Below are 19,816 nucleotides of genomic sequence, written 5' to 3' on the forward strand. Positions count from 1 at the left end.
AGAACTTGGCAATCACCTTCAAACGCCCACGCTTATCGGCTGTAAATTTTTAATGATCAGAGATCTCTTCAGATTTCTTTACTTGCTGCGATCAGCGAAGCCTTCAATTATGACACACTTTTCAGTACATCTCAGCAATCAGCGAACTTTTTTGCTTTTTTGCTGCCAGATGAAGAATCGACTTAGCGGAGGAGGGATTCTACACGAGAAAGCGCCTAGATGCGGTATCTATCTCCGGAACCTTTTAATCGGGCAAATACTGCATCTGCAATTTCGCTTAAAGGAAGGATCTCGTCAGCAGCGCCTGCTTGAATAGCCTCCCGCGGCATTCCAAAGACGATACAAGACGCCTCGTCTTGAACGATGTTGTAGCTGCCGGCATCTTTCATAACCTTCATTGCCTTGGCACCATCCCCCCCCATCCCAGTCAACATAATTCCCACGGCGTTGCGCCCCACTACTTGGGCAATAGACAAAAACAAAACCTCCACGGAAGGTTTGTGTCGATTCACCGGCTCACCATCCTCTACAACACATTGATAGTTGGCACCGCTACGCTCGATGCGAAACTGCTTCCCGCCAGGCGCAATGTACGCATGACCAGGCAAAATCCGCTGCCCGTTAGACGCCTCTTGAACCACGATCTGACAAAGACTGTTGAGACGGGCCGCAAAACTTGTAGTAAATCCAGGTGGCATATGCTGCGTAATGACAATCGCCGGTGCATCCGCGGGCATACGCACAAGCACCTCTTTGATTGCCTCTGTTCCACCGGTCGAAGCGCCGATACACACCAGCTTCTCTGTTGATACGTGGCTCAAAAGTCCGCCTTGACGAGGGCGGATGTTTTCCTGCTTCACGCCGACTGCCTGGATCGGTGTTTTTTCAGCAACCGTCCTGTGAATCTTCGCCTTGGAAGCGATGCGAACTTTTTCGACAATGCTTGCCGATAGCTCTTTGATTCCCTCGACGAGGCCAATACGAGGCTTTGCAACAAAATCTACAGCACCTAGCTCCAGCGCTCTAAGCGTGACATCAGCCCCACGCTCCGTCAACGTTGAAATCATTACGACAGGCATCGGACGCAATCGCATCAGTCGAGACAAAAACTCTAGCCCGTCCATCTTGGGCATTTCGATATCTAGCGTGATCACATCAGGATTCAACTCTCGGATCATCTCCCGAGCAATTAAAGGATCGTTCGCAGCACCGATGCACTCGATGTCTACTTGCTTATTTAGAATTTCCGTCAAGAGACTACGCACCAAGGCGGAATCGTCAACTACCAATACGCGAATTTTCTTCATTGCCAATCAAAACAAGTCCACTGAACCACCCGCATTCGATTTCGCGACCGTGGCGGCATTACCTCTACGCTCCTCGACGACCAATGTTTCAGGATGCGAGTGAGCAAGGCGCTTGACAAGCGCTTTGCCGCTGGTAGGAAAGAAACAAACCTTCCGCGGATGGATGTCCAAAACATCTTGGGAAACGATAGGGATGCGCTCCGTAGCGAGATAGTCGATCACGAATTTGGTGTTTCTTTCTCCGACATTCATCGTTGTGAAGCCAGCCATCACCTGGCCTCCCCCAAATATCTTTGCCTGCATCGTTTCTCGACGAGCACCCAACTTGAGCATCTCGTTGATCAAAAGCTCCATTGCGAACGAACCATAGCGTCCAGAGCCGTCACCGCCTTCACCGTCTGGCAACATAAAGTGATTCATCCCACCGACTCTTGCTTTGCCGTCCCAAATACATGCGGCAATACAAGAACCTAAGACTGTCATGATGACAATTTCTTCGTTGGATACAAAGTACTCACCGGGAAGTACTTTTACTGCGTCATACTGAAAATGATGATCTGCATAGAAGAAAGAGGCTTCGCCTGGTTTGCGCGGCTGTGCCTTTAAGTGATCGACTCTCGACATACGTCCGCTAGCCAATAACTTAGCCCCCGGCGTAAGCCCGCCCGGCTTAGATGCAGTAGAACTGGAGGAAAAAGTGTTCATAGACATGTATAGGGTTGGCAAATAAGACCACTAAACCCGCTCGTAAACAGTTTTACCTTTTAGGGCAAATAGGTCACGCGAATCACTGAAGTTCTCCGCATGTCCAACAAATAGAAGGCCACCTGGCTTCATCACCTTATGAATACGCTCCAAGACCTGTCTTTGGGTAGTCGCATCGAAGTAAATCATGACGTTACGGCAAAACACAACGTCAAACGGATCTCTGAATGGCCAGTCATTGCGAATCAGGTTGACCATAATGAAGTCAACTTTTGAGCGGACTTCAGCCTTAACCTTTGCCATCCCAGAATTAGCAGCCTTCCCTCTCATGAAAAAACGCTGAAGACGCGCCTGATCCAAGCCCTTCAGTGCATCTGATTTATAGACTCCTTGTGATGCGGTGTGCAGAACTTTTGAGTCGATATCACTTGCAACTAAGGAGAAGTTAGACGATGGTCCGAGCGCTTCCAAGGCTGTGATAACGATGGAGTATGGCTCTTCACCTGTCGATGCCGCACTGCACCAAATTTTGCATGGTCCACTAGGTTGGATGGACTGTAAATAGTCAGCCAGAATTTGGAAGTGATGCCCCTCTCGGAAAAACGAGGTCAAGTTCGTCGTCAATGCATTGACGAACTCCTGCCATTCGGGACCGTCCGTTGACTCGAGCCACTTTAAATACTCACGAAAGCTCTGGTAACCAGTTTCCCTTAACCGCCTGGAGAGGCGGCTGTAGACCATCGCATGCTTGCCATCATGGAGGCTGATTCCCGCACGCTGGTAAATCAGTTTTTGAACATGATCAAAATCGGCGTTGGTCCACAAGAACTCCCGACCTTGCATTTCATCTGGAGCTTTGAGTGACATCTATACTTTCGGGGTGAGAAAAAACGATATCTAGGTCAATCTCGTATCAGCCTCAATCTTCCATCGACACCAACCCCATCTCAGGGGCCGACATCAACTTTTCGATGTCAAGCAAGATAAGCATCCGCTCACCGACGGACCCCAAGCCCAGCACAGCAGAGTTGTCAATGACGCTTTCAATGTCAGGTGCGGCCTTTAAGCTCTCAGGCGGCAACTCCATCACGTCACTCACTGAATCCACAACGATGCCCACTATTCGACTTCTCAGATTCAGAACGATCACAACCGTGAAAGAGTTGTAGTCTGCTTTGGAACAATTAAATTTCAAACGCATATCTACGATAGGAACGATAGTTCCACGTAAATTCACCACTCCCTTAATAAAAGATGGAGCATTTGCGACTCGGGTGGGGGGCTCATAGCCGCGAATTTCTTGCACTTTCAGGATATCAATTCCGTACTCTTCCTGATCAAGGCGAAATGTCAGATATTCACGGGCTCCGCCCGTAGTGAGGTCGCCTAGCTTTTCCATCATTCCCATGGCTATCTCCTGTGTGCGTGCGTTTAGTGGCGAGACCGACGAACTAAGGCGCCAGTGTCCAAAATCAATGCGACTTTGCCATCGCCCAAGATCGTGGCCCCAGACACATTTGGCACCTTGCGGTAGTTGGACTCTAGGTTCTTGACCACAACCTGCTGCTGGCCCAAGAGCTCATCAACTAAAAGGGCTACTCGACTTCCGTCAGCCTCCACAACGACCATGATGTCACTCGATTTCTCAAAATCGAATCTTGGAATTTGAAATACTTTTTCAAGCTCAATGACAGGCATGTACTCGTCACGGACCTTGACAAGTTGGGACCCTTGGCCGACCGTGCTGACAGCCTCCGCTTTTACCTGGAACGACTCGATCACCGAAGAAAGCGGCAGAATGTAAACCTCTTCGCCCACACCCACTGACATCCCATCCATGATCGCCAAAGTCAACGGGAGGCGAACCGACACTTTCATGCCGTAGCCTTCAGCAGAATCAATGTCTACAGTACCATTTAGTGCGGTAATGTTTTTCTTTACAACATCCATACCCACACCACGCCCGGAAACATCAGTCACAACGGCGGCCGTCGAAAATCCAGGGGCAAAGATTAATTGCCATACCTCGGCATCAGACATTTGATCCGAAACATCCAAACCTCGCTCACGGGCTTTACTCAATATCTTGGTGCGGGACAGACCACGACCATCATCCCGCACTTCAATAACGATCGACCCACCTTGGTGGGAAGCAGACAAGGTAATCGTCCCTGACTCAGACTTCCCTGCGGCTATGCGCTCAGACGGCATTTCAATTCCGTGGTCGCAACTGTTGCGAACCAAATGAGTCAGCGGATCCGTGATTTTTTCTACAAGCCCCTTGTCCAACTCAGTTGCCTCTCCCTGCGTCACAAACTCTACTTTTTTACCGAGCTTGCCTGCCAAGTCACGCAGCATGCGCGGGAAACGACTGAACACAATCGACATCGGGATCATGCGAATCGACATGACCGACTCTTGTAGGTCCCTGGTGTTCCGATCCAAATCTGCAAGGCCAGTTAGCAATTGCTGGTAAACCGCCGGATCAAGTGCTCGGCTGTTTTGCGCAAGCATCGCCTGGGTAATGACCAATTCTCCGACCAAATTGATTAACTGATCGACTTTGCTGATAGCCACCCGTATGGTGGCGGCCTCAGGTTGAGACGCAGCGGATGGACTTGCTTTAGGTGCCACCTTAGATGCTTGGATCGATTCCTGCACCACCGCGGGAGGAGCCGCATGCTCTGCTGGAGCGCCAGGTGCGCCCGGGGAGCCATCAAAAAAGCCGAAGCCGGTCTCAGTCGGAGCGGCACGCTCGACAACTGATGACGCACTCGGCGCCCCCGCTGCACCATCAAAGAAGCCAAATCCCTCCTCGACTACACGCGGAGCGGACATCGTTTCAATCAGGACTTTATCCCTCGCAACGTGAAATGCGAACAAGTCCAACAAATCATCATCAGTCGATGCAGTAGAAGCGTGAAAGACCTTGTGGCTGGCTTTTGATGACTCCGCAAGCTTGATTGAGCCAAGTCCGGGAATATCCCGGAATAGCTCCTGAATAGCGTCGGCTTGCTCCGGGCGCTCTAAAGGACCTATCGTGATTACGAGCTCACGATCACCGACCTGCTTAGCAGAAGCTTCCAAAGCCACCGGAGGTGCAACACTTGCCTTGGGTGCAACAACCGCAGGTGCAACCGCTTTTTGAGACGACAAGATGCCGCCAGCAGCAAGGATACTGATTCGCTTTACGAGGTCAGCGGTTGGCAGAGCGTCCCCCTCGTCTCCTGCTTGGTGACGAGCAAGCAAGCTCCGCGACGCATCGGCAGACTCTAGCAACACATCCACCATTACCGATGTAGGTTGCAACTCATGTCGCCGGAGGCGGTCAAGCAAAGACTCCATCTGGTGGGTAAGCTCAGCTACATCAGCAAAACCGAAAGTAGCGGCACCGCCCTTTACAGAGTGGGCACAGCGGAAGATTCCATTGAGCTCCTCGTCATCGGCGGTTTCCAGATTCAAGTTAAGCAGCATCTGCTCCATTTGATCCAGATTTTCGCCAGCCTCTTCAAAGAAGATTTGATAAAACTGGCTGAGATCAAAGTCTCCGCCAGAACCACCATCTTGATGCGTCTCAGCCATGCCTAACTCCTGTTTTTGAGAACCAACGACGTCCCCACCACCCTATCGGATTACCTTTTTGATGACATCTAGAAGCTTTGCCGGATCAAACGGCTTTACCAACCAACCGGTCGCACCTGCAGCGCGCCCAGCCTGCTTCATAAGGTCACTCGACTCTGTAGTGAGCATCAATATCGGAGTCGTTTTGAAGTTAGGGTGCTCGCGCAATTTACGCGTCAAACCCAAGCCATCTAAACGCGGCATATTTTGGTCGGTCAGAACGAGATCAAATGTTTGTGCCTGCGCTTTTTCGTAGGCATCTTGACCATCCACTGCTTCCACCACTTGGTAACCTGCACCTGTAAGGGTAAAGGAAACCATCTTTCGCATGGAAGGGGAATCGTCAACAGCAAGAATTAAAGGCATGAGAGGCTCCGAAAAAAACGCGGTAATGTTGGTGTCTTAAAAAAGCTCAATGGACCCAGCGTCCATTTCATCTTGGGTCACGGGATTAGGGCGCTCCGGCACCTCTTCTACGAAAGGAACAGCTTCGCCATCTTCACTACCCATCGACTCAGAGGCCAGCCGATAGGCGCAACCTTGCAAAATCTTCGAGGTATGGACAATCAATTGAGACGCCATGTCTTGAAACTGCAGCTCCGTCACCGCGGCGTGGAGTGCTTTACGGACCTGATCAAGCTCCTCGGAGCTGCCCAAAGCAGGCGAAGCCAAATTGGCACTGGCGGTTGTGAAGCGCTCCATGAGGTTCTCCATGGTGTGCGCTAGCAAGCCATCCAAACGGGTCAGATCGTGCACAACCACCAACAGAGAGTCCTGCACTTCAGCGACCAGCATGACAGGCAGCTGTACAGCTGGAGCAGCAGGTGGCGTCAACGATGATTCCATTGTCATTCTTCCTCTGTGCCTGTCTTATTCGCTATCCTACGCCCGAATTAGGAGCTTTACGTTAATTACAGCCTATAAGTTAGCAGGAATCACGAATTTTGGGGAAAAATCAATTACTTTGACAGAATAAAAAATTTCAATTCTGCACTAAGCACACATAATCGTCTGCATGATAGCCCTGAAACACGACTCTGATCCAATGGGTAACCCTGTAAAAGCACTGCACTTAGAGGATTCTGAAATCGACCATCTGCTCTTAAAGCGGGCGGTGTCCGCAAGTGGCCTTTTGGCAGACTATGTCCGAGTTGATTCGCAAGAGACGCTCGTCGAAGCATTGCAATCGCAAACCTTCGACATCGTCTTGATGGATTTCAGGCTCCCCGGCTTCACAGCATTGGAGGCGTGGGATCACATTCGGCAGGATCCCCAGCATGCGCCGTGTGTCATCGTTTCAGGCGCCATCGGCGAAGAGGCTGCCGTAGGCGCAATTCAAAACGGCATCTCTGACTACCTCCATAAGGATCGGATCTCAGAAATCGGTCGCGTTATTCGAAGAGCGATTCGTGTTCATCAACTCGAAGTCGAACGAAGCGATGCAGAAATTCGACTCAAACTATCCGAGCAAAAGACCCGGGAGTTAGCCCAGCATCTGCAAACGTCGGTGGAGGAAGAGCGCACAGAAATATCGAGGGAGATACATGATGAAATCGGCGGCTCACTAACGGCCCTCAAGCTGGACCTGGGACGGATCAAACGGCATACCACTGACGATTTGGTCCGACAGCGCCTCGTTGGAGCTGAGGAAATTTTGAACCAAGCGCTCACAGCTACCCAACGCATCATGCAAAACACCCGTCCAGCAATTCTGGACCAAGGCCTTACCGAAAGCGTTCAGTGGCTTCTCGACGGATACCGCAGACGCACTGGCTGGGCCGCCTCATTGAACTGCGAACTTTCAAACTCGACCATCTCAGACGCGATTCGTCTTACGGCCTATAGAGTGGTTCAAGAGTCACTGACCAATGTCACCAAGTACGCTGCCAGTGCGTCTGTCAACGTCGAAATATCCGATTCAGGAGACGTACTGACCGTAGAGGTTAAGGACACTGGGCCAGGGTTTGATACCGGTCAGAACGATATTCGGAAAGGCTTCGGGCTCAAGGGACTCAAAGAGCGGGCCCACTCTGTGGGCGGGTGGCTGGATGTCAGTAGTGCGCTTGGTCGCGGAACTACCATTTCTCTCACTGTGCCTCTTGGCCTCGAACCACCCACTGAAGAAGAGAGCCCCGCAGCATGATCCACGTTGTACTGTGCGACGACCATGCAATGATCCGTCGGGGGATTAGAGACACACTGGTGGACTCCGGTTCCATTTCAATCACAGGGGAAGCCGCAAGCCAACAAGAACTCAAAGAGGTGCTCAAGACGGCCCCATGTGCAGTCTTGGTGCTTGACTTGAATCTACCCGGTCGCGGCGGCCTTGAGATTCTGTCATGGGTAAAAGAAGATCTACCCCACATCAAAATCCTGATCGTCTCCATGTACCCGGAAGATCAATATGCAATTCGGTGCCTGAAAGCCGGCGCATCCGGATACCTCAACAAGGCAGGAGATCCGTCGGACCTCGTAAAGGCAATACAGCAAATTCATGCTGGGAAAAAATTCATTACCCCAGCCGTCTCAGAAATGTTGGTTGAAAGTCTGGCGACACCTCAAAACGAGACATTGCATGCAAGGTTGTCTGAGCGTGAAATGCAGACTTTGATCAAAATTGCGTCCGGCAAAAAACTCTCGGACATTGCCGAAGATCTCATGCTGAGCCCGAAAACAGTCAGCGTGTATCGAGCACGCCTGCTCGAAAAACTGTCCCTCGCCAACAATGCCGAGCTCACGGTCTATGCCATCCGCAACGGTCTTGTCTAAGCCCTAACCTACCCCGAATAGTCCGATGACGCGCACCATAAGCGCGGTGAACGGCTGATCCAACATAGGCAAGGTAATGGCGATCGCCAGGATACCCACTACAAGCGTGATGGGAAAACCTATAGCGAAGATGTTCATCTGCGGCGAGACCCTTGAAATAATGCCAAGGGCCATATTGGTAAACAAGAGTATTCCGACCATCGGCAAAGCAATCCACAACGCACTGGAAAAAATTTCACTTCCCAGTTTTTGTAGCTGCATGGACGCCAACGCATCCAAAAAATGAGGTGAAACGGGAAAGGCTACAAAACTTTGTGTGACAGCCATCAGCACCATGAGGTGCCCATTCATCACCACAAAAAGCAGCGACGCCATTTGGGCAAAAAACCTGGCTACGGCGCTGGATTGCGTGTTCATCGATGGATCAAAAAATGCGGCAAAGTTGAGCCCCATTTGAAACCCCACCACTTCTCCCGCAAGCTCTACAGCCGCAAAAACGAGGCGCACGGCGAACCCGATAGACAGCCCGATGACGACCTGTTGCAAAACGACTGCTAATGCGTCGGGATCATTAAATGAAACGACGGGCGCGACGGGCAGGCTTGCCTGGGCTGCCAATGCAACCAAAAAAGAAAGCGCAATTTTTGCACGCAAAGGGAACGCTCGGGACGACAGCACGGGGGCCGAAGTAAAAACGGCCAGAACTCGTATAAACGGCCAGAATATAGGAGACAGCCAATGGGCTATCTGGGCTTCATCAATCGAGATCACGGTGTCGGCACGCTACACCACCGACGCGGGTATTGCTTCTAGCATGCGACGTATGTATTCCACCAGCATAGTCAGCATCCACGGGCCTGCAATTGCGAAGACTGCAATCACCGCCAGCAACTTCGGAACAAACGCCAGCGTTGCCTCATGAATTTGGGTAACCGCCTGAAACAAGCTGACCAGAAGCCCCACCAAGAGTGCTGTGCCCAAAACAGGGGCAGACACCATCAATAACATCAACAGAGCTTCTTGGCCCAGCGTAAGCACCGTCTGCGCGTTCATTTGAGCTCCTCAGGTAACGAAACTTGCAGCCAGTGAACCAATCAGCAGGTTCCAACCATCGGCCAAGACGAATAGCATCAGCTTGAACGGCAACGCCACCAAAACAGGTGACAGCATCATCATGCCCAGCGACATCAGCACGCTCGCCACCACGATATCAATAACCAAAAACGGAATGAAGATCATGAAACCGATCTGGAAGGCGGATTTCAGCTCGCTGATAACAAAAGCAGGAACCAAAACCCGTATAGGCGCCGTCTCAGCCGTGGTTTCAGCAGGAAGCTTTGCCAACTTGGCAAACAAGGAGAAATCTGACTGTCTTGTCTGCTTCACCATGAAGCCACGGATAGGCGCCTCGGCCTTCTGAATAGCCTGATCAAAAGGCAGAGTCCCTTGTGTGTAAGGCTGATAGGCCTCCGCATAAATCCGATCAAAAGTCGGCCCCATCACAAAGAATGTCAAAAACAATGACAGCCCGATAATCACTTGGTTCGGAGGCGCAGATTGAGTTCCCAATGCTTGCCGCAGTAGCGACAGCACAATCACGATCCGCGTAAAGCCCGTCATCATCAACAGGATTGCGGGAACAAAAGACAGCGCAGTAAAAAACAGCAGTGTCTGTATGGGCACTGAGAAATTCACACCACCGCTACCGGAGCCTACCAACAAAGGCAATTGCCCCGCCGCTTGGGCAAAAACTACTCCCGGCAGAACCAGTCCAGCCAGAACTGCGGCAGCCTTCAGAAGCAGGGGACGCATGAGAAGACGAATACGCATATCAGCTCACACTTGTCGCATCACTATTGGGCAACATGTGCGCCTGGGCCGGCGCCGGGGATGTGTGCAGGCAATGTATCCCGCTAGAACTCACACCTAACGTTAGCCAGACTCTGTTGTTCGCAGGTCCAACCTCAACAGTCACAACCCTTTGGTGAGGCCCTACTGCTACAGCAGAAACAAACACGTTTTGGGAATTATCGAGACGCGAAGCACTGGGAACACGTGATTTGAGCCATCGGATCAAAAAAGGAATACAAGCCAATCCGACCAAAAAAAGTACTACGGGAAAAAGTTGTGATGACACCGGCGAGGCCTGCCCTAGTTTCTACTGACACGTTTCAGTCGCTCCGACGGAGTGACCACATCCGTCAATCGTATACCGAACTTATCGTTCACCACGACCACCTCACCTTGGGCGATCAGATAGCCGTTCACCAACACATCCATGGGCTCCCCTGCCAGGGCATCCAATTCCACGACAGAGCCTTGTCCTAGCTGCAGAATATGCTTAATTGGCACTCTGGTGCGACCCAACTCTACGGACAACTGCACTGGAATATCGAGCACCATATTGATGTCGTTGGTGTGGCCATCAGAAGACGCAGAGAACGGCTTCGGCGTATCGCCAGACAGAGGCCCTCCGGAAGCAGAATCCGCTCCAGCATCGTTAGCCTTTTGTTCTAACAGGGCCTCCGCCCAATCGGCCATGCCATCGTCTGCAGCGCCCTGCGCGTCATCGGGTTTGTCTTCAGATGCCATTACGTTCTCCCAACCAGTTTTGGTCATTGCCGCGCAGCGCTTTTTCAATGCGCAACGCGTATTTTGAATTGTGAGTGCCATATTGGCACTCAAATATCGGCACTCCGTCTACAGTAGCCTGAATTCGCGATGCACGGTCAAGTTCGATAAAGTCACCTTTCTTCATGCCCAGCAACTGCTCCACAGTCGCGTCAGCGCGTGCGAGCTCCGCAATGATGGTGACCTCCGCAGCCTGAATTTCACGGGTCAACACATTCACCCAGCGGCGATCGACTTCAATCGAATCACCTTGGGTGGATGAGTACAAGACATCGCGAATAGGCTCCAGCGTGGAATACGGAAAGCTAAAGTGGATCGCCCCCGTGATATCTCCGATCTCCAGCTGAAACGATGTCGAAATCACGATTTCACTGGGCGTCGCAATATTGGCAAACTGGGGCTGCATTTCCGAACGCTGGTACTCAAGTTCCAGCGGGTAAATCCCCTTCCACGCCTTTTTGTACTCTGTGGTGATGACATCGACCAAGCGATTGATCACCCTTTGTTCTGTCGCAGAAAAATCCCGTCCCTCAATACGGGTCTGGAATTTCCCGATTCCACCGTAGAGCGTATCGATCACGCCGAACACCAAGGCCGGTTCACACACAATCAGCCCGCTCCCCCTCAGTGGGCGGATGGCCACGATATTGAAGTTGGTCGGAACCGCCAATTCGCGCAGAAAAGCGCTGTACCGCTGAACCACCACCGGCCCCACAGAGATTTCCGGGCTCCGACGGATGAAGTTAAAAAGTCCTACTCGGAGATTCCGCGCAAATCGTTCATTCACGATCTCCATCGTGGGCATGCGCCCACGAACAATACGCTCCTGGCTCGAAATGTTGTACGCGCGGACCTCTCCATGTTCGGCGACCTCTTCGACGGTCTTCTGGCTCTCGCCAGTGACACCTTCGAGTAGGGCATCAACCTCTTCCTGGGAAAGAAACGATTCGCTCATAGCAAGCCCGTACGTCCTTTACTGAACTATAAAACTGGAGAACAAGACACCTGTCACGGGGTACTCCACTTGAACGACCCGCTTTTTCTTCTTTTTGCTGCTGGACTCATCCTCATCCTCGCCACCACCAAAAGGAACGGATGCGGCTTTCAAAATATCTTCCACCAGCTTGTCTTTGCCTTCCGCCTTAAGTAGCTCGTCCGCGGTACGCTGAGAAATCAGCATCAATACGCTGCTGCGGATAGTGGGCAGGTAAGCCTTTACGGTGTCTGAGGCCTTGGTATCTATAACTTCCAATGTAATTCCAACTTGCGCGACCCGCTCTCCACCGGGGTCTGCAAGGTTCACCACCATGGAATCCATCGGCAAATACACCGGCGGAGTCTTGGGTGTAGCATGGGCAGCCGCCTTAGGTGGAGGGGGAGCGGCCTCTTCTCCGCCTTCTTCAGCTGCTGCATGTTTTTTGCTGATGAAGAAGAACGCACCACCACCGCCCAGCACTAACACAAGGACGGCCGCAATAATGATGATCAACATCTTCTTGCTCTTGGCAGGCGGCTTGGCCGCATCGGCTGCTTCTGGTTTTGCTGACACGTGAATACCTCTAAAGCGTAGTGTTAGTTGGATTATTCAATGCCGACCCGCCATCTAAGCATGAATAAGGGGGATTATTCATTTCCACCTGTCAATTTCACCATAAGCCTTACACAAAAAGGTCAATCGTCCGGCCGGCACCTTTCGCAGTCGGCCCGCGGGTCACGGGCTCGTCGGCGGCAACCTCGACCTGGCCCGAGCGCCATTTAGACGACCTATCGCCCCCTCCTTGAGGTTGAGCGCCACCGGAGTCAGAGGTTCCCACCGACATCCCGGCCAAGGTCAGCCCCTGGCGACCCAATGCCTCTTGTAACTGAGCGCTGGCGTTGGACAGTGCGTCACGGGTTTGGGCCTCGTCCGTCCGGAACATCACCTGAGCCTCATTTCCCTGCAGGGAAATACTGACCTCCACTGGATCCATTCCCATGCCGTCAAGGGTGATTTCGGCCTTCTGAAGATCCTGCCCCACCCAATATTTGACATCCTCAGAGAACGCCCCGGCCATGGACTCTGCGGCTGCACCCGCAACCACACCGTCAACCCCCATAGCTCCACCGGCTCCTTGTTGTATGCTGCCCACCTGCACCACCGCATCTTGATTCGCGCTTCGGCTCGTGGCGTAGGGCTCCTGGGTCCGCTCACGGGTAGTTCCCGCAAAAACCTGTGTTGCATCCGCTGGCTTAGTGCCCGTAGCACTCAGCTCTTGAACCAGCTTATGAATTCGGTCCGGCAAAGTCTCCTTCACCTGCAGTTGTTGAATCGTCGACCCTTGCAAAGCACCCGTATCCAGCTGCTCTTGCTTAAGCGCCGCTTCCGCCGAAACATCTAAGGCACTCTTTCCCGAAAGCGCGCCGGCAAAGGCCGTCTTCTTCCCTGCAAACTCAGAAGCAGTTGTCGCAACCGGTGACGCATCCGTAACCAACGACTTTACCGGCCTGAAAACTGTGGCTAGCCCCCCCGCTTCGGGCTGCGGAGTTTGCGCAGGCTGTGCGAGCAATGCAACTGCGGGCTGTCCCCATGGAACACTCGGGTCAGTTTCAACCAGCGCTGAAATCGCCGCACCTTGAACCGGCAGCGGCGCATCCGTCGGGTTTAACCCGACACCACTGAGCGGCGACGTATCGGTGGCGGCCAAGCTGTCCACGCTATCTAAGACAGACAGGAAACTCGCTCCGCCCTCGGGCTCTGCGTCGCGGGCCGCTTGTTTTCCAGCAGCAGCCACCCGGCCGGTAGCGGGTGTGGACTGCGGTGTTGTCGGGGCAAGTTCAATTGTCATCGGGCGTCCCCTTGAAGTTGGTGAGCGCGCGTGCGCGCAAAAAGCTGTGCCGCCATCTCGTCCATTTCGGATTGCTCACGTCGTCGTGTCACCCGCTCGGCATCTGCGCGCCGCTGCGCCAGCACCTTTTGCAAACCTGACAAGCGGGACTCTGCGGCCAGCAGGAGCTGCTGCACAGACTCCGCTTGGCGCCGGAGATTCACAATGACCCCCTCTTGCATGCCGATAGCTTGCTGAAGCCGACCACTGAATTGGTAATGGTGCTTTAGCAACTCTACAGAGAGCCCCGTTGAACCATTGCGAACCCAGCGCCCATCGGTATCGCCGGCATAGGACTTGAGTTGTTCCAGCTGGCCCAGTGCTGACTGCACGTTGTGTTGGGCTTGTACCAATTGCTGGACCACCGCATCGCGCTTGCGCTCTGCCAGCGAAATCGCCAGTATCAACCCGCTTGAATCTTTCATGGCAAGGCCTCAATCGACGTGCTCATGGCCAACTCCGCCAGGGTTTGCTCCATGGGCGCAGCCTCAAACATGTCCTGCTGCAAAAACTGATGCATGCCCGGCTGCAAGGCAATCGCCTCATCCAGCACCGGGTCTGAGCCCGGGGCATACGCGCCGATTTGCACCAGATCACGCCCTTTCTGGTACTTGGAGTAGAGACTGCGAAACCTGCGTGCCTGCTCGAAATGCCCACGGTCCACCACGTTGTGCATCACCCGCGACGCGGACTGCTCCACATCAATCGCCGGATAGTGCCCGGACTCGGCCAAGGCCCGCGAGAGCACGATGTGCCCGTCCAGAATCGCCCGCGCTGCGTCTGCAATCGGGTCCTGCTGGTCATCCCCCTCCGACAGGACGGTATAGAAAGCGGTGATCGAGCCCACGCCGTTAAGTCCGTTGCCACTGCGCTCCACCAGCTGAGGGAGTTTGGCAAAACACGATGGCGGATAACCTTTGGTGGCCGGCGGCTCGCCGATCGCCAACGCAATCTCCCGCTGCGCCATGGCATAGCGGGTCAGCGAATCCATCAACAACAACACATGCTTACCTTGATCGCGAAAATACTCTGCAATCCCCGTGGCATAGGTCGCCCCCTGCATGCGTAGCAAGGGAGGCGCATCGGCCGGAGCTGCCACGACGACAGAGCGCTTGCGACCATCCACCCCCAGAATATCTTCAATAAACTCCTTAACTTCACGGCCGCGCTCACCGATCAGCCCCACCACAATCACATCCGCCTGCGTGTAGCGCGCCATCATCCCGAGCAACACGCTTTTCCCGACACCGGAACCGGCGAACAGGCCCAGGCGCTGGCCGCGCCCCACGGTCAAGAGCGCATTAATACTGCGCACCCCGGTATCCAGTGCTTCGCGCACCGGGGCACGGTCCATCGCATTGATGGGCTTGCGATCCAGAACACGGGCTGCGACATCGGCCAGCGGACCCATGCGGTCCATGGGGTAACCCTGCGAATCCACCACCCGGCCAAGAAGTCCATCGCCCAAAGGCAGGCGCAACATGCCGGCGGAAGCCGCATCCAGCGCGGCAGGTTTTTCGCCTAAGCGAGGCACGGGTACAAATGCCGGTGCCGCTGCAACCCCGGCACCGCTGGACAAACCATGCACGTCTCCGGCCGGCATCAGATAGGCCCGGTCACCCGAGAACCCCACCACCTCCGCCAGCACAGGCTCCCGGGCGCGCATAGTCACGACGCATTGCGACCCTACCGGCACCCGCATCCCGCTGGCTTCTAACACCAAACCGGTCAGCTTGGTCAGGGTGCCACGCACCTCCAGTGACGACTCCTCGCGCACAGCGTCCCGCGCCTGCGACAAAAAAGCAGCCCACTTCTCAGTGGCAAGGGGCACAGCGGCTTCAGGCGTTGACATCTTCCGGCTCCCAGGGCGCATCCAAGCCCAGTGCTGCAACGGTCTTGCGCCAGCGCTGCTCTACCGTGCCGTCGACCACAGTTCCTGCAGCCTCGACCAAACAGCCGCCACGGCTGATGGAACTGTCTGGCAGCAAAGTCAGAGAAAGGTTAGAAAACTCCTGGCGCAGCACCTCGGACAGCACCTCCATATCTAACGGGTTCAAGCGCACCAGAGCGGCTTTGCTGTCGATCGCCAGCACGCTCAAAGCCTCTCGCACCACCGGCTGCAAGGCATTCGGGTTGGTCGACATTTCATGCCGCAAAACCTGCCTCGCCAATTCGCAGGCCAGCTCCAGCACGCCCTTGGCCATGACCTGCTCGGCCTCCGCGAGTTGGGATTGCGCCGTGGCAAACAGCTGACTCAAACTCTCCGCTGCGACACGCCCTTCATGGGCGACGTAGTCATTGAATTGCTTCTGCCCTTCCAAGGTGGCGTGGGCATGGCCTTGGGCATGGCCTTCGGCGTAGCCTTCTGCATACCCTTGGGCGTGTCCTTCTGACAATAGAGTCTGTCGCAGGCTGGTTTCCCGGGCCTGCTCCTCCGCCAATGCCTGGGCTGCCACTTTGGCCGCAAAACGGGAGGTGGAGGTATCGACATCGACGAAATCCCAGTCCGAAATGGACCCGATTTCTTCGCCGGGAATAATGCGTGCGTGATTGCGGCTCATCAGACCATGGCGTCGTCGCCACCTCCGCCGCCGATCACAATCTGGCCCTCGTCCGCCAGTCGGCGCACGATCTTGAGAATTTCCTTCTGCTGCGCTTCCACCTCCGACAAGCGCATGGGCCCGCGGGACTCCAAGTCTTCTTTAAGCGTCGCCGCAGCGCGGGAAGACATATTGGCCAAAATTTTGTCCTTGAGTTCGGGTTGAGCGCCCTTGAGCGCCACCACCAGCACATCGGACGACACCTCTTTGAGCACCATCTGAATCGCTTTGTCGTCGAGTTTGTTAACGTCGTCGAACACAAACATCTTGTCCATGATCTTCTGGGCCAGGTCTGCATCGTGGCTGCGGATCGACTCAATCACCGTGCCCTCAATGGCGGTACCCATCAGGTTAATCATCTCTGCAGCCGTCTTCACGCCCCCCAGGGAGGACTTGCGAACCTTGTCACCACCGGCCAGTACTTTGAACAACACCTCATTCAAGTCTTTGAGCGCCGTGGGCTGAATGCCCTCCATCGTGGCAACACGCAGCATCACCTCGTTGCGCTGGCGCTCCGTCAGGTTCTTGAGCACATCTGCCGCTTGGTCGTAGTCCAGGTGCACCAGAATGGCCGCTACGATTTGCGGGTGTTCATTGCGCAGCAGCTCGGCCACGGAGAGGGGGTCCATCCACTTCAGGCTTTCAATGCCCGAAACATCGCCACCTTGCAGAATCCGGTCAATCAACAGCGCTGCCTTGTCATCGCCCAAAGCCAGCTTCAAGACCGAGCGCACATAGTCCCCCGAGTTGGATACCAGCAAACTCTGGGAGGCTGCAACTCCGGTGAATTTATCCACCACTTCATCCACTTTTTCACGGGTGAGCTGGGTGGTCTTGGCGATCGCCTCACCCAATCGCTGTACCTCTTTAGGGGACAGGTGTTTGAACACCTCCGACGCCTCGGCCTCGCCGAGTGACATCATGAGGATTGCTGCATCTTGGAGTCCGTCTTCGTTTGCCATATTGATATTTTGCGCCGCGGATCAAGCCGGTGCTTCTCCATTCATCCATGCCTTGACGATATTCGCAACCGCGGCCGGGTTGTCCCGGGTCAACTTGCGAGCATCTTCCAGGCGAAGCTCGCCCGGGGACGCCTGTTGCGCATCGCTGGCCGCTGTGCCGGGGCCGGTGAGCTGAGGGCGGTCGGGCTGATCGTTCTCAATCGCATCCAACTGCATCGCATCGTCTTCAGCTACAGGCTCTGCCACCGGCACGGGCTGGGTCAACGCCTTCATGGCCGGCCGGATCACGCCCAACAACACCAAGGCTGCCAGTCCCAAGGTACCCAGAGGCCAGGCCAGACTACGGGCTAACTCCTGAGCCTCAGGCTGCCGCCAGATAGGTGTGTCGTCGACCTGGGCCTTTTCAGGGGCAAATGGTGCGTTCATCAAATTGACAGAATCGCCGCGGTCCTGGTTGAAGCCCACCGTTTCCCGCACCAACGCTGTCATTTTTTCCAGCTGCGCATCGGTCAGCGGCACGCTGGTGGTCACGCCCTTGGCGTCGGTGGCAGTCTGGTTGTTCAACACCACGGCCGCATTGATCCGCTTGATCACACCTACCGCGGCCTTGGTCACGCGCACCGTCTTGTCCACTTCGTAATTGATGATGGACTCTTTTTTCGACGAACTGTTCGCGGCTCCGGCGCCGGCTTGTCCATTGGCGGCCAAGATCTGTGGCTGGCCATTGATCGGTGCTGCAGCCTGAGCAGGAGGTTGGTTGGTGGTGGCTCCCGGGACCCCGGCTGGCGGCGCAGGCTGGGCACCGTTGGTGCTTTCTACTAATTGCTGGCTGCGCACCGCACTGCTGTCGGGCGTCTGGTTGGGCTTGTGCGACTCGGTCGTACTCTCGGTTTGGGAGAAATCCAGCTCAGCCGTTACCTGGGCCTTCACGTTTTGCTTGCCGACCAAGGGCTCCAGCATATCCAGAATCCGCCGGCTGTACAGCTGCTCGATCTGCTGCACACGCTGCAACTGCTCGGCATCAACGCCGGCGCCGCCATCGGGGTTGGCAGACAGCAGCTTGCCCGTGTCGTCCAGCACGCTCACTGCGTTGGGGTTCATCTCGGGCACGCTCGAAGCCACCAAGTGCACGATACCGGCCAATTGGCCTTTGTCCAGAGCGCGACCGGCGTGCAGACTCAACAACACCGAAGCCGAGGGCTTTTGTTGCTCACGGAAAAAACCGTTCTGATTAGGGAGCGCCAAGTGCACCCGCGCACTGGATACAGAGGCCAGCGCCTGAATAGAACGGGTCAGCTCCCCTTCGAGACCCCGTTGAAAGGTCAGGCGCTCCTGAAACTGGGTCATGCCGAAGCGGTTGGACTCCATCATCTCAAAGCCACTCACAGCACCCTTGGGCAAGCCTTGCGATGCGAGTTTCAAGCGCACATCGTGCACACGCTCAGAAGGCACCATGATGGCGCCGCCGCCTTCTGTGTATTTGTAAGGCACATTCATGGTCGTGAGCTGCGCAATGACAGCACCGCCGTCTTTGTCGGCCAGATTGGAATACAGCACCCGCCATTCGGTCTGTCTTCCCATGACCAAGCCGATCACGGCGATAGCGACAAAAAGTGCCACCCCCAAGGCCAAGCGGATGCGCTGCCCCTGGTCCAGAGCCGAAAGGCGCTGTCCCAAAGTGGGGTTCACAGGAATGGTGGCAACTGCGGGCATGTCTTGTTTCCAGGGCTGAGAGCGGGCTTCTCCGCATGAATGGGACTGATTATTCGACCCACCCTCCAAAACATTAGGGTAATAAGCCACGGCTTTACCCACCAATTCAAAAAAATACGCACACAGGTGCGGGCATAGGATTCGCGGCAACCCAACTTACAGGGAGACCAGCATGGATCTCAAGCTCACACCCGTCTCAATGCCCACCTCCATCCGCCCCTCCACCGGCATCAAGCCAGGGGGAGCCGGCAGCGCCGCTGGCGTGGGCGGCGGGTTTTCAGGCGAACTGAAAAATGCACTCAGCTCCGTGAGCGCGGCCCAGAATGAATCAGGGCGCCTCCAGCGGGAAGTGCAGATGGAAAACCCCAAGGTCAGCCTGGAAGAGACCATGGTCGCCATCCAAAAGGCGCAGATCGGCTTCCAAGCCACCCTGCATGTGCGCAACCGCATGGTGCAGGCCTACACCGATATCATGAATATGCAAGTCTGACTGATTTACTATCTTTTTCATAGCTGCTTGCGCTTTATCAATAAGCGCCAGCAGCTATTTTTATGTCTAAATAAATCCACCTGATTTGCAGGACTCTATCAAGCCTTAAGGACGGAAAAGCACCGTATTTCCGGTTTGTGTCCCAACGGACTCA

Annotated in this window: 23 protein-coding genes; 3 read left to right on the forward strand and 20 right to left on the reverse strand. The window is 54.6% G+C overall.

Annotated elements, in window-relative coordinates:
• Positions 1-215: 215 nt before the first annotated feature.
• The 7 genes from QZW03_RS12920 to QZW03_RS12950 all read right to left on the reverse strand — a co-directional run bounded on the left by QZW03_RS12920 (position 216) and on the right by QZW03_RS12950 (position 6,479).
• Positions 216-1,307: a chemotaxis response regulator protein-glutamate methylesterase gene (locus QZW03_RS12920; protein ID WP_296510420.1), complete on the reverse strand. Its 1,092-nt coding sequence runs from the start codon at positions 1,305-1,307 to the stop codon at positions 216-218.
• Positions 1,308-1,313: 6 nt separating this feature from the next.
• Positions 1,314-1,931, reverse strand: coding sequence for a chemoreceptor glutamine deamidase CheD (gene cheD / locus QZW03_RS12925; RefSeq protein ID WP_296510528.1), 618 nt, complete (start codon positions 1,929-1,931; stop codon positions 1,314-1,316).
• A 111-nt stretch (positions 1,932-2,042) separates the two neighbouring features.
• Positions 2,043-2,879, reverse strand: coding sequence for a CheR family methyltransferase (locus tag QZW03_RS12930; RefSeq protein WP_296510421.1), 837 nt, complete (start codon positions 2,877-2,879; stop codon positions 2,043-2,045).
• Positions 2,880-2,931: 52 nt separating this feature from the next.
• Positions 2,932-3,420 carry a chemotaxis protein CheW gene (locus QZW03_RS12935; protein WP_296510422.1) on the reverse strand — a complete coding sequence of 163 codons (489 nt, stop codon included), beginning with the start codon at positions 3,418-3,420 and terminating at the stop codon, positions 2,932-2,934.
• Between the two features lie 23 nt (positions 3,421-3,443).
• Complete coding sequence (locus QZW03_RS12940) at positions 3,444-5,594, reverse strand: chemotaxis protein CheW (RefSeq protein ID WP_296510423.1); 2,151 nt, start codon at positions 5,592-5,594, stop codon at positions 3,444-3,446.
• A 42-nt stretch (positions 5,595-5,636) separates the two neighbouring features.
• Positions 5,637-5,999, reverse strand: a complete 363-nt coding sequence (locus QZW03_RS12945; protein WP_296510424.1) for a response regulator — start codon at positions 5,997-5,999, stop codon at positions 5,637-5,639.
• Positions 6,000-6,035: 36 nt separating this feature from the next.
• Entirely contained in the window at positions 6,036-6,479 is a 444-nt protein-coding gene (locus tag QZW03_RS12950) for a hypothetical protein (protein ID WP_296510425.1), read from the reverse strand.
• Between the two features lie 199 nt (positions 6,480-6,678).
• Between QZW03_RS12950 and QZW03_RS12955 the strand changes: the two genes are divergently transcribed.
• Positions 6,679-7,776, forward strand: a complete 1,098-nt coding sequence (locus QZW03_RS12955) for an ATP-binding protein (RefSeq protein ID WP_296510426.1) — start codon at positions 6,679-6,681, stop codon at positions 7,774-7,776.
• Positions 7,773-8,402, forward strand: a complete 630-nt coding sequence (locus QZW03_RS12960; protein ID WP_296510427.1) for a response regulator transcription factor — start codon at positions 7,773-7,775, stop codon at positions 8,400-8,402. The genes QZW03_RS12955 and QZW03_RS12960 overlap by 4 nt, the downstream gene beginning before the upstream one ends.
• 3 nt (positions 8,403-8,405) lie before the next feature.
• Here QZW03_RS12960 and fliR read toward each other — a convergent pair whose 3' ends face one another.
• The 13 genes from fliR to fliF form a co-directional block, all read right to left on the reverse strand.
• The gene (fliR, locus tag QZW03_RS12965; RefSeq protein WP_296510428.1) at positions 8,406-9,173 is read right to left on the reverse strand and encodes a flagellar biosynthetic protein FliR; all 768 of its coding nucleotides are present in this window, start codon (positions 9,171-9,173) and stop codon (positions 8,406-8,408) included.
• A 12-nt stretch (positions 9,174-9,185) separates the two neighbouring features.
• On the reverse strand, positions 9,186-9,455 hold the full coding sequence (gene fliQ / locus QZW03_RS12970) for a flagellar biosynthesis protein FliQ (RefSeq protein WP_296510429.1): 270 nt from the start codon (positions 9,453-9,455) through the stop codon (positions 9,186-9,188).
• A 9-nt stretch (positions 9,456-9,464) separates the two neighbouring features.
• Positions 9,465-10,214 (reverse strand): flagellar type III secretion system pore protein FliP, encoded by a 750-nt coding sequence (gene fliP / locus QZW03_RS12975; protein WP_296510529.1) that lies wholly within the window; start codon positions 10,212-10,214, stop codon positions 9,465-9,467.
• Between the two features lie 19 nt (positions 10,215-10,233).
• Positions 10,234-10,539 carry a flagellar biosynthetic protein FliO gene (locus QZW03_RS12980; protein WP_296510430.1) on the reverse strand — a complete coding sequence of 102 codons (306 nt, stop codon included), beginning with the start codon at positions 10,537-10,539 and terminating at the stop codon, positions 10,234-10,236.
• 14 nt (positions 10,540-10,553) lie between these two features.
• Positions 10,554-10,994: a flagellar motor switch protein FliN gene (gene fliN / locus QZW03_RS12985; protein WP_296510431.1), complete on the reverse strand. Its 441-nt coding sequence runs from the start codon at positions 10,992-10,994 to the stop codon at positions 10,554-10,556.
• Positions 10,984-11,988 (reverse strand): flagellar motor switch protein FliM, encoded by a 1,005-nt coding sequence (gene fliM / locus QZW03_RS12990; protein ID WP_296510432.1) that lies wholly within the window; start codon positions 11,986-11,988, stop codon positions 10,984-10,986. The genes fliN and fliM overlap by 11 nt, the downstream gene beginning before the upstream one ends.
• Positions 11,989-12,006: 18 nt before the next feature.
• On the reverse strand, positions 12,007-12,582 hold the full coding sequence (locus tag QZW03_RS12995; RefSeq protein WP_296510433.1) for a flagellar basal body-associated FliL family protein: 576 nt from the start codon (positions 12,580-12,582) through the stop codon (positions 12,007-12,009).
• A 109-nt stretch (positions 12,583-12,691) separates the two neighbouring features.
• Positions 12,692-13,858 carry a flagellar hook-length control protein FliK gene (locus QZW03_RS13000; RefSeq protein ID WP_296510434.1) on the reverse strand — a complete coding sequence of 389 codons (1,167 nt, stop codon included), beginning with the start codon at positions 13,856-13,858 and terminating at the stop codon, positions 12,692-12,694.
• The gene (fliJ, locus tag QZW03_RS13005; protein ID WP_296510435.1) at positions 13,855-14,322 is read right to left on the reverse strand and encodes a flagellar export protein FliJ; all 468 of its coding nucleotides are present in this window, start codon (positions 14,320-14,322) and stop codon (positions 13,855-13,857) included. Before fliJ ends, QZW03_RS13000 begins: the two co-directional genes overlap by 4 nt.
• Positions 14,319-15,749 (reverse strand): flagellar protein export ATPase FliI, encoded by a 1,431-nt coding sequence (gene fliI, locus QZW03_RS13010; protein ID WP_296510436.1) that lies wholly within the window; start codon positions 15,747-15,749, stop codon positions 14,319-14,321. Before fliI ends, fliJ begins: the two co-directional genes overlap by 4 nt.
• Positions 15,736-16,458 (reverse strand): FliH/SctL family protein, encoded by a 723-nt coding sequence (locus tag QZW03_RS13015; protein WP_296510437.1) that lies wholly within the window; start codon positions 16,456-16,458, stop codon positions 15,736-15,738. Before QZW03_RS13015 ends, fliI begins: the two co-directional genes overlap by 14 nt.
• Entirely contained in the window at positions 16,458-17,459 is a 1,002-nt protein-coding gene (gene fliG, locus QZW03_RS13020) for a flagellar motor switch protein FliG (protein ID WP_296510438.1), read from the reverse strand. Before fliG ends, QZW03_RS13015 begins: the two co-directional genes overlap by 1 nt.
• A 21-nt stretch (positions 17,460-17,480) precedes the next feature.
• On the reverse strand, positions 17,481-19,172 hold the full coding sequence (gene fliF / locus QZW03_RS13025; protein ID WP_296510439.1) for a flagellar basal-body MS-ring/collar protein FliF: 1,692 nt from the start codon (positions 19,170-19,172) through the stop codon (positions 17,481-17,483).
• 172 nt (positions 19,173-19,344) lie between these two features.
• Here fliF and fliE point away from each other — a divergent pair, with 172 nt between their 5' ends.
• On the forward strand, positions 19,345-19,662 hold the full coding sequence (gene fliE / locus QZW03_RS13030; protein WP_296510440.1) for a flagellar hook-basal body complex protein FliE: 318 nt from the start codon (positions 19,345-19,347) through the stop codon (positions 19,660-19,662).
• Positions 19,663-19,816 lie beyond the last annotated feature (154 nt).

It is taken from the genome of Rhodoferax sp. (genome assembly GCF_013297935.1).
Taxonomy (GTDB): domain Bacteria; phylum Pseudomonadota; class Gammaproteobacteria; order Burkholderiales; family Burkholderiaceae_C; genus Allorhodoferax.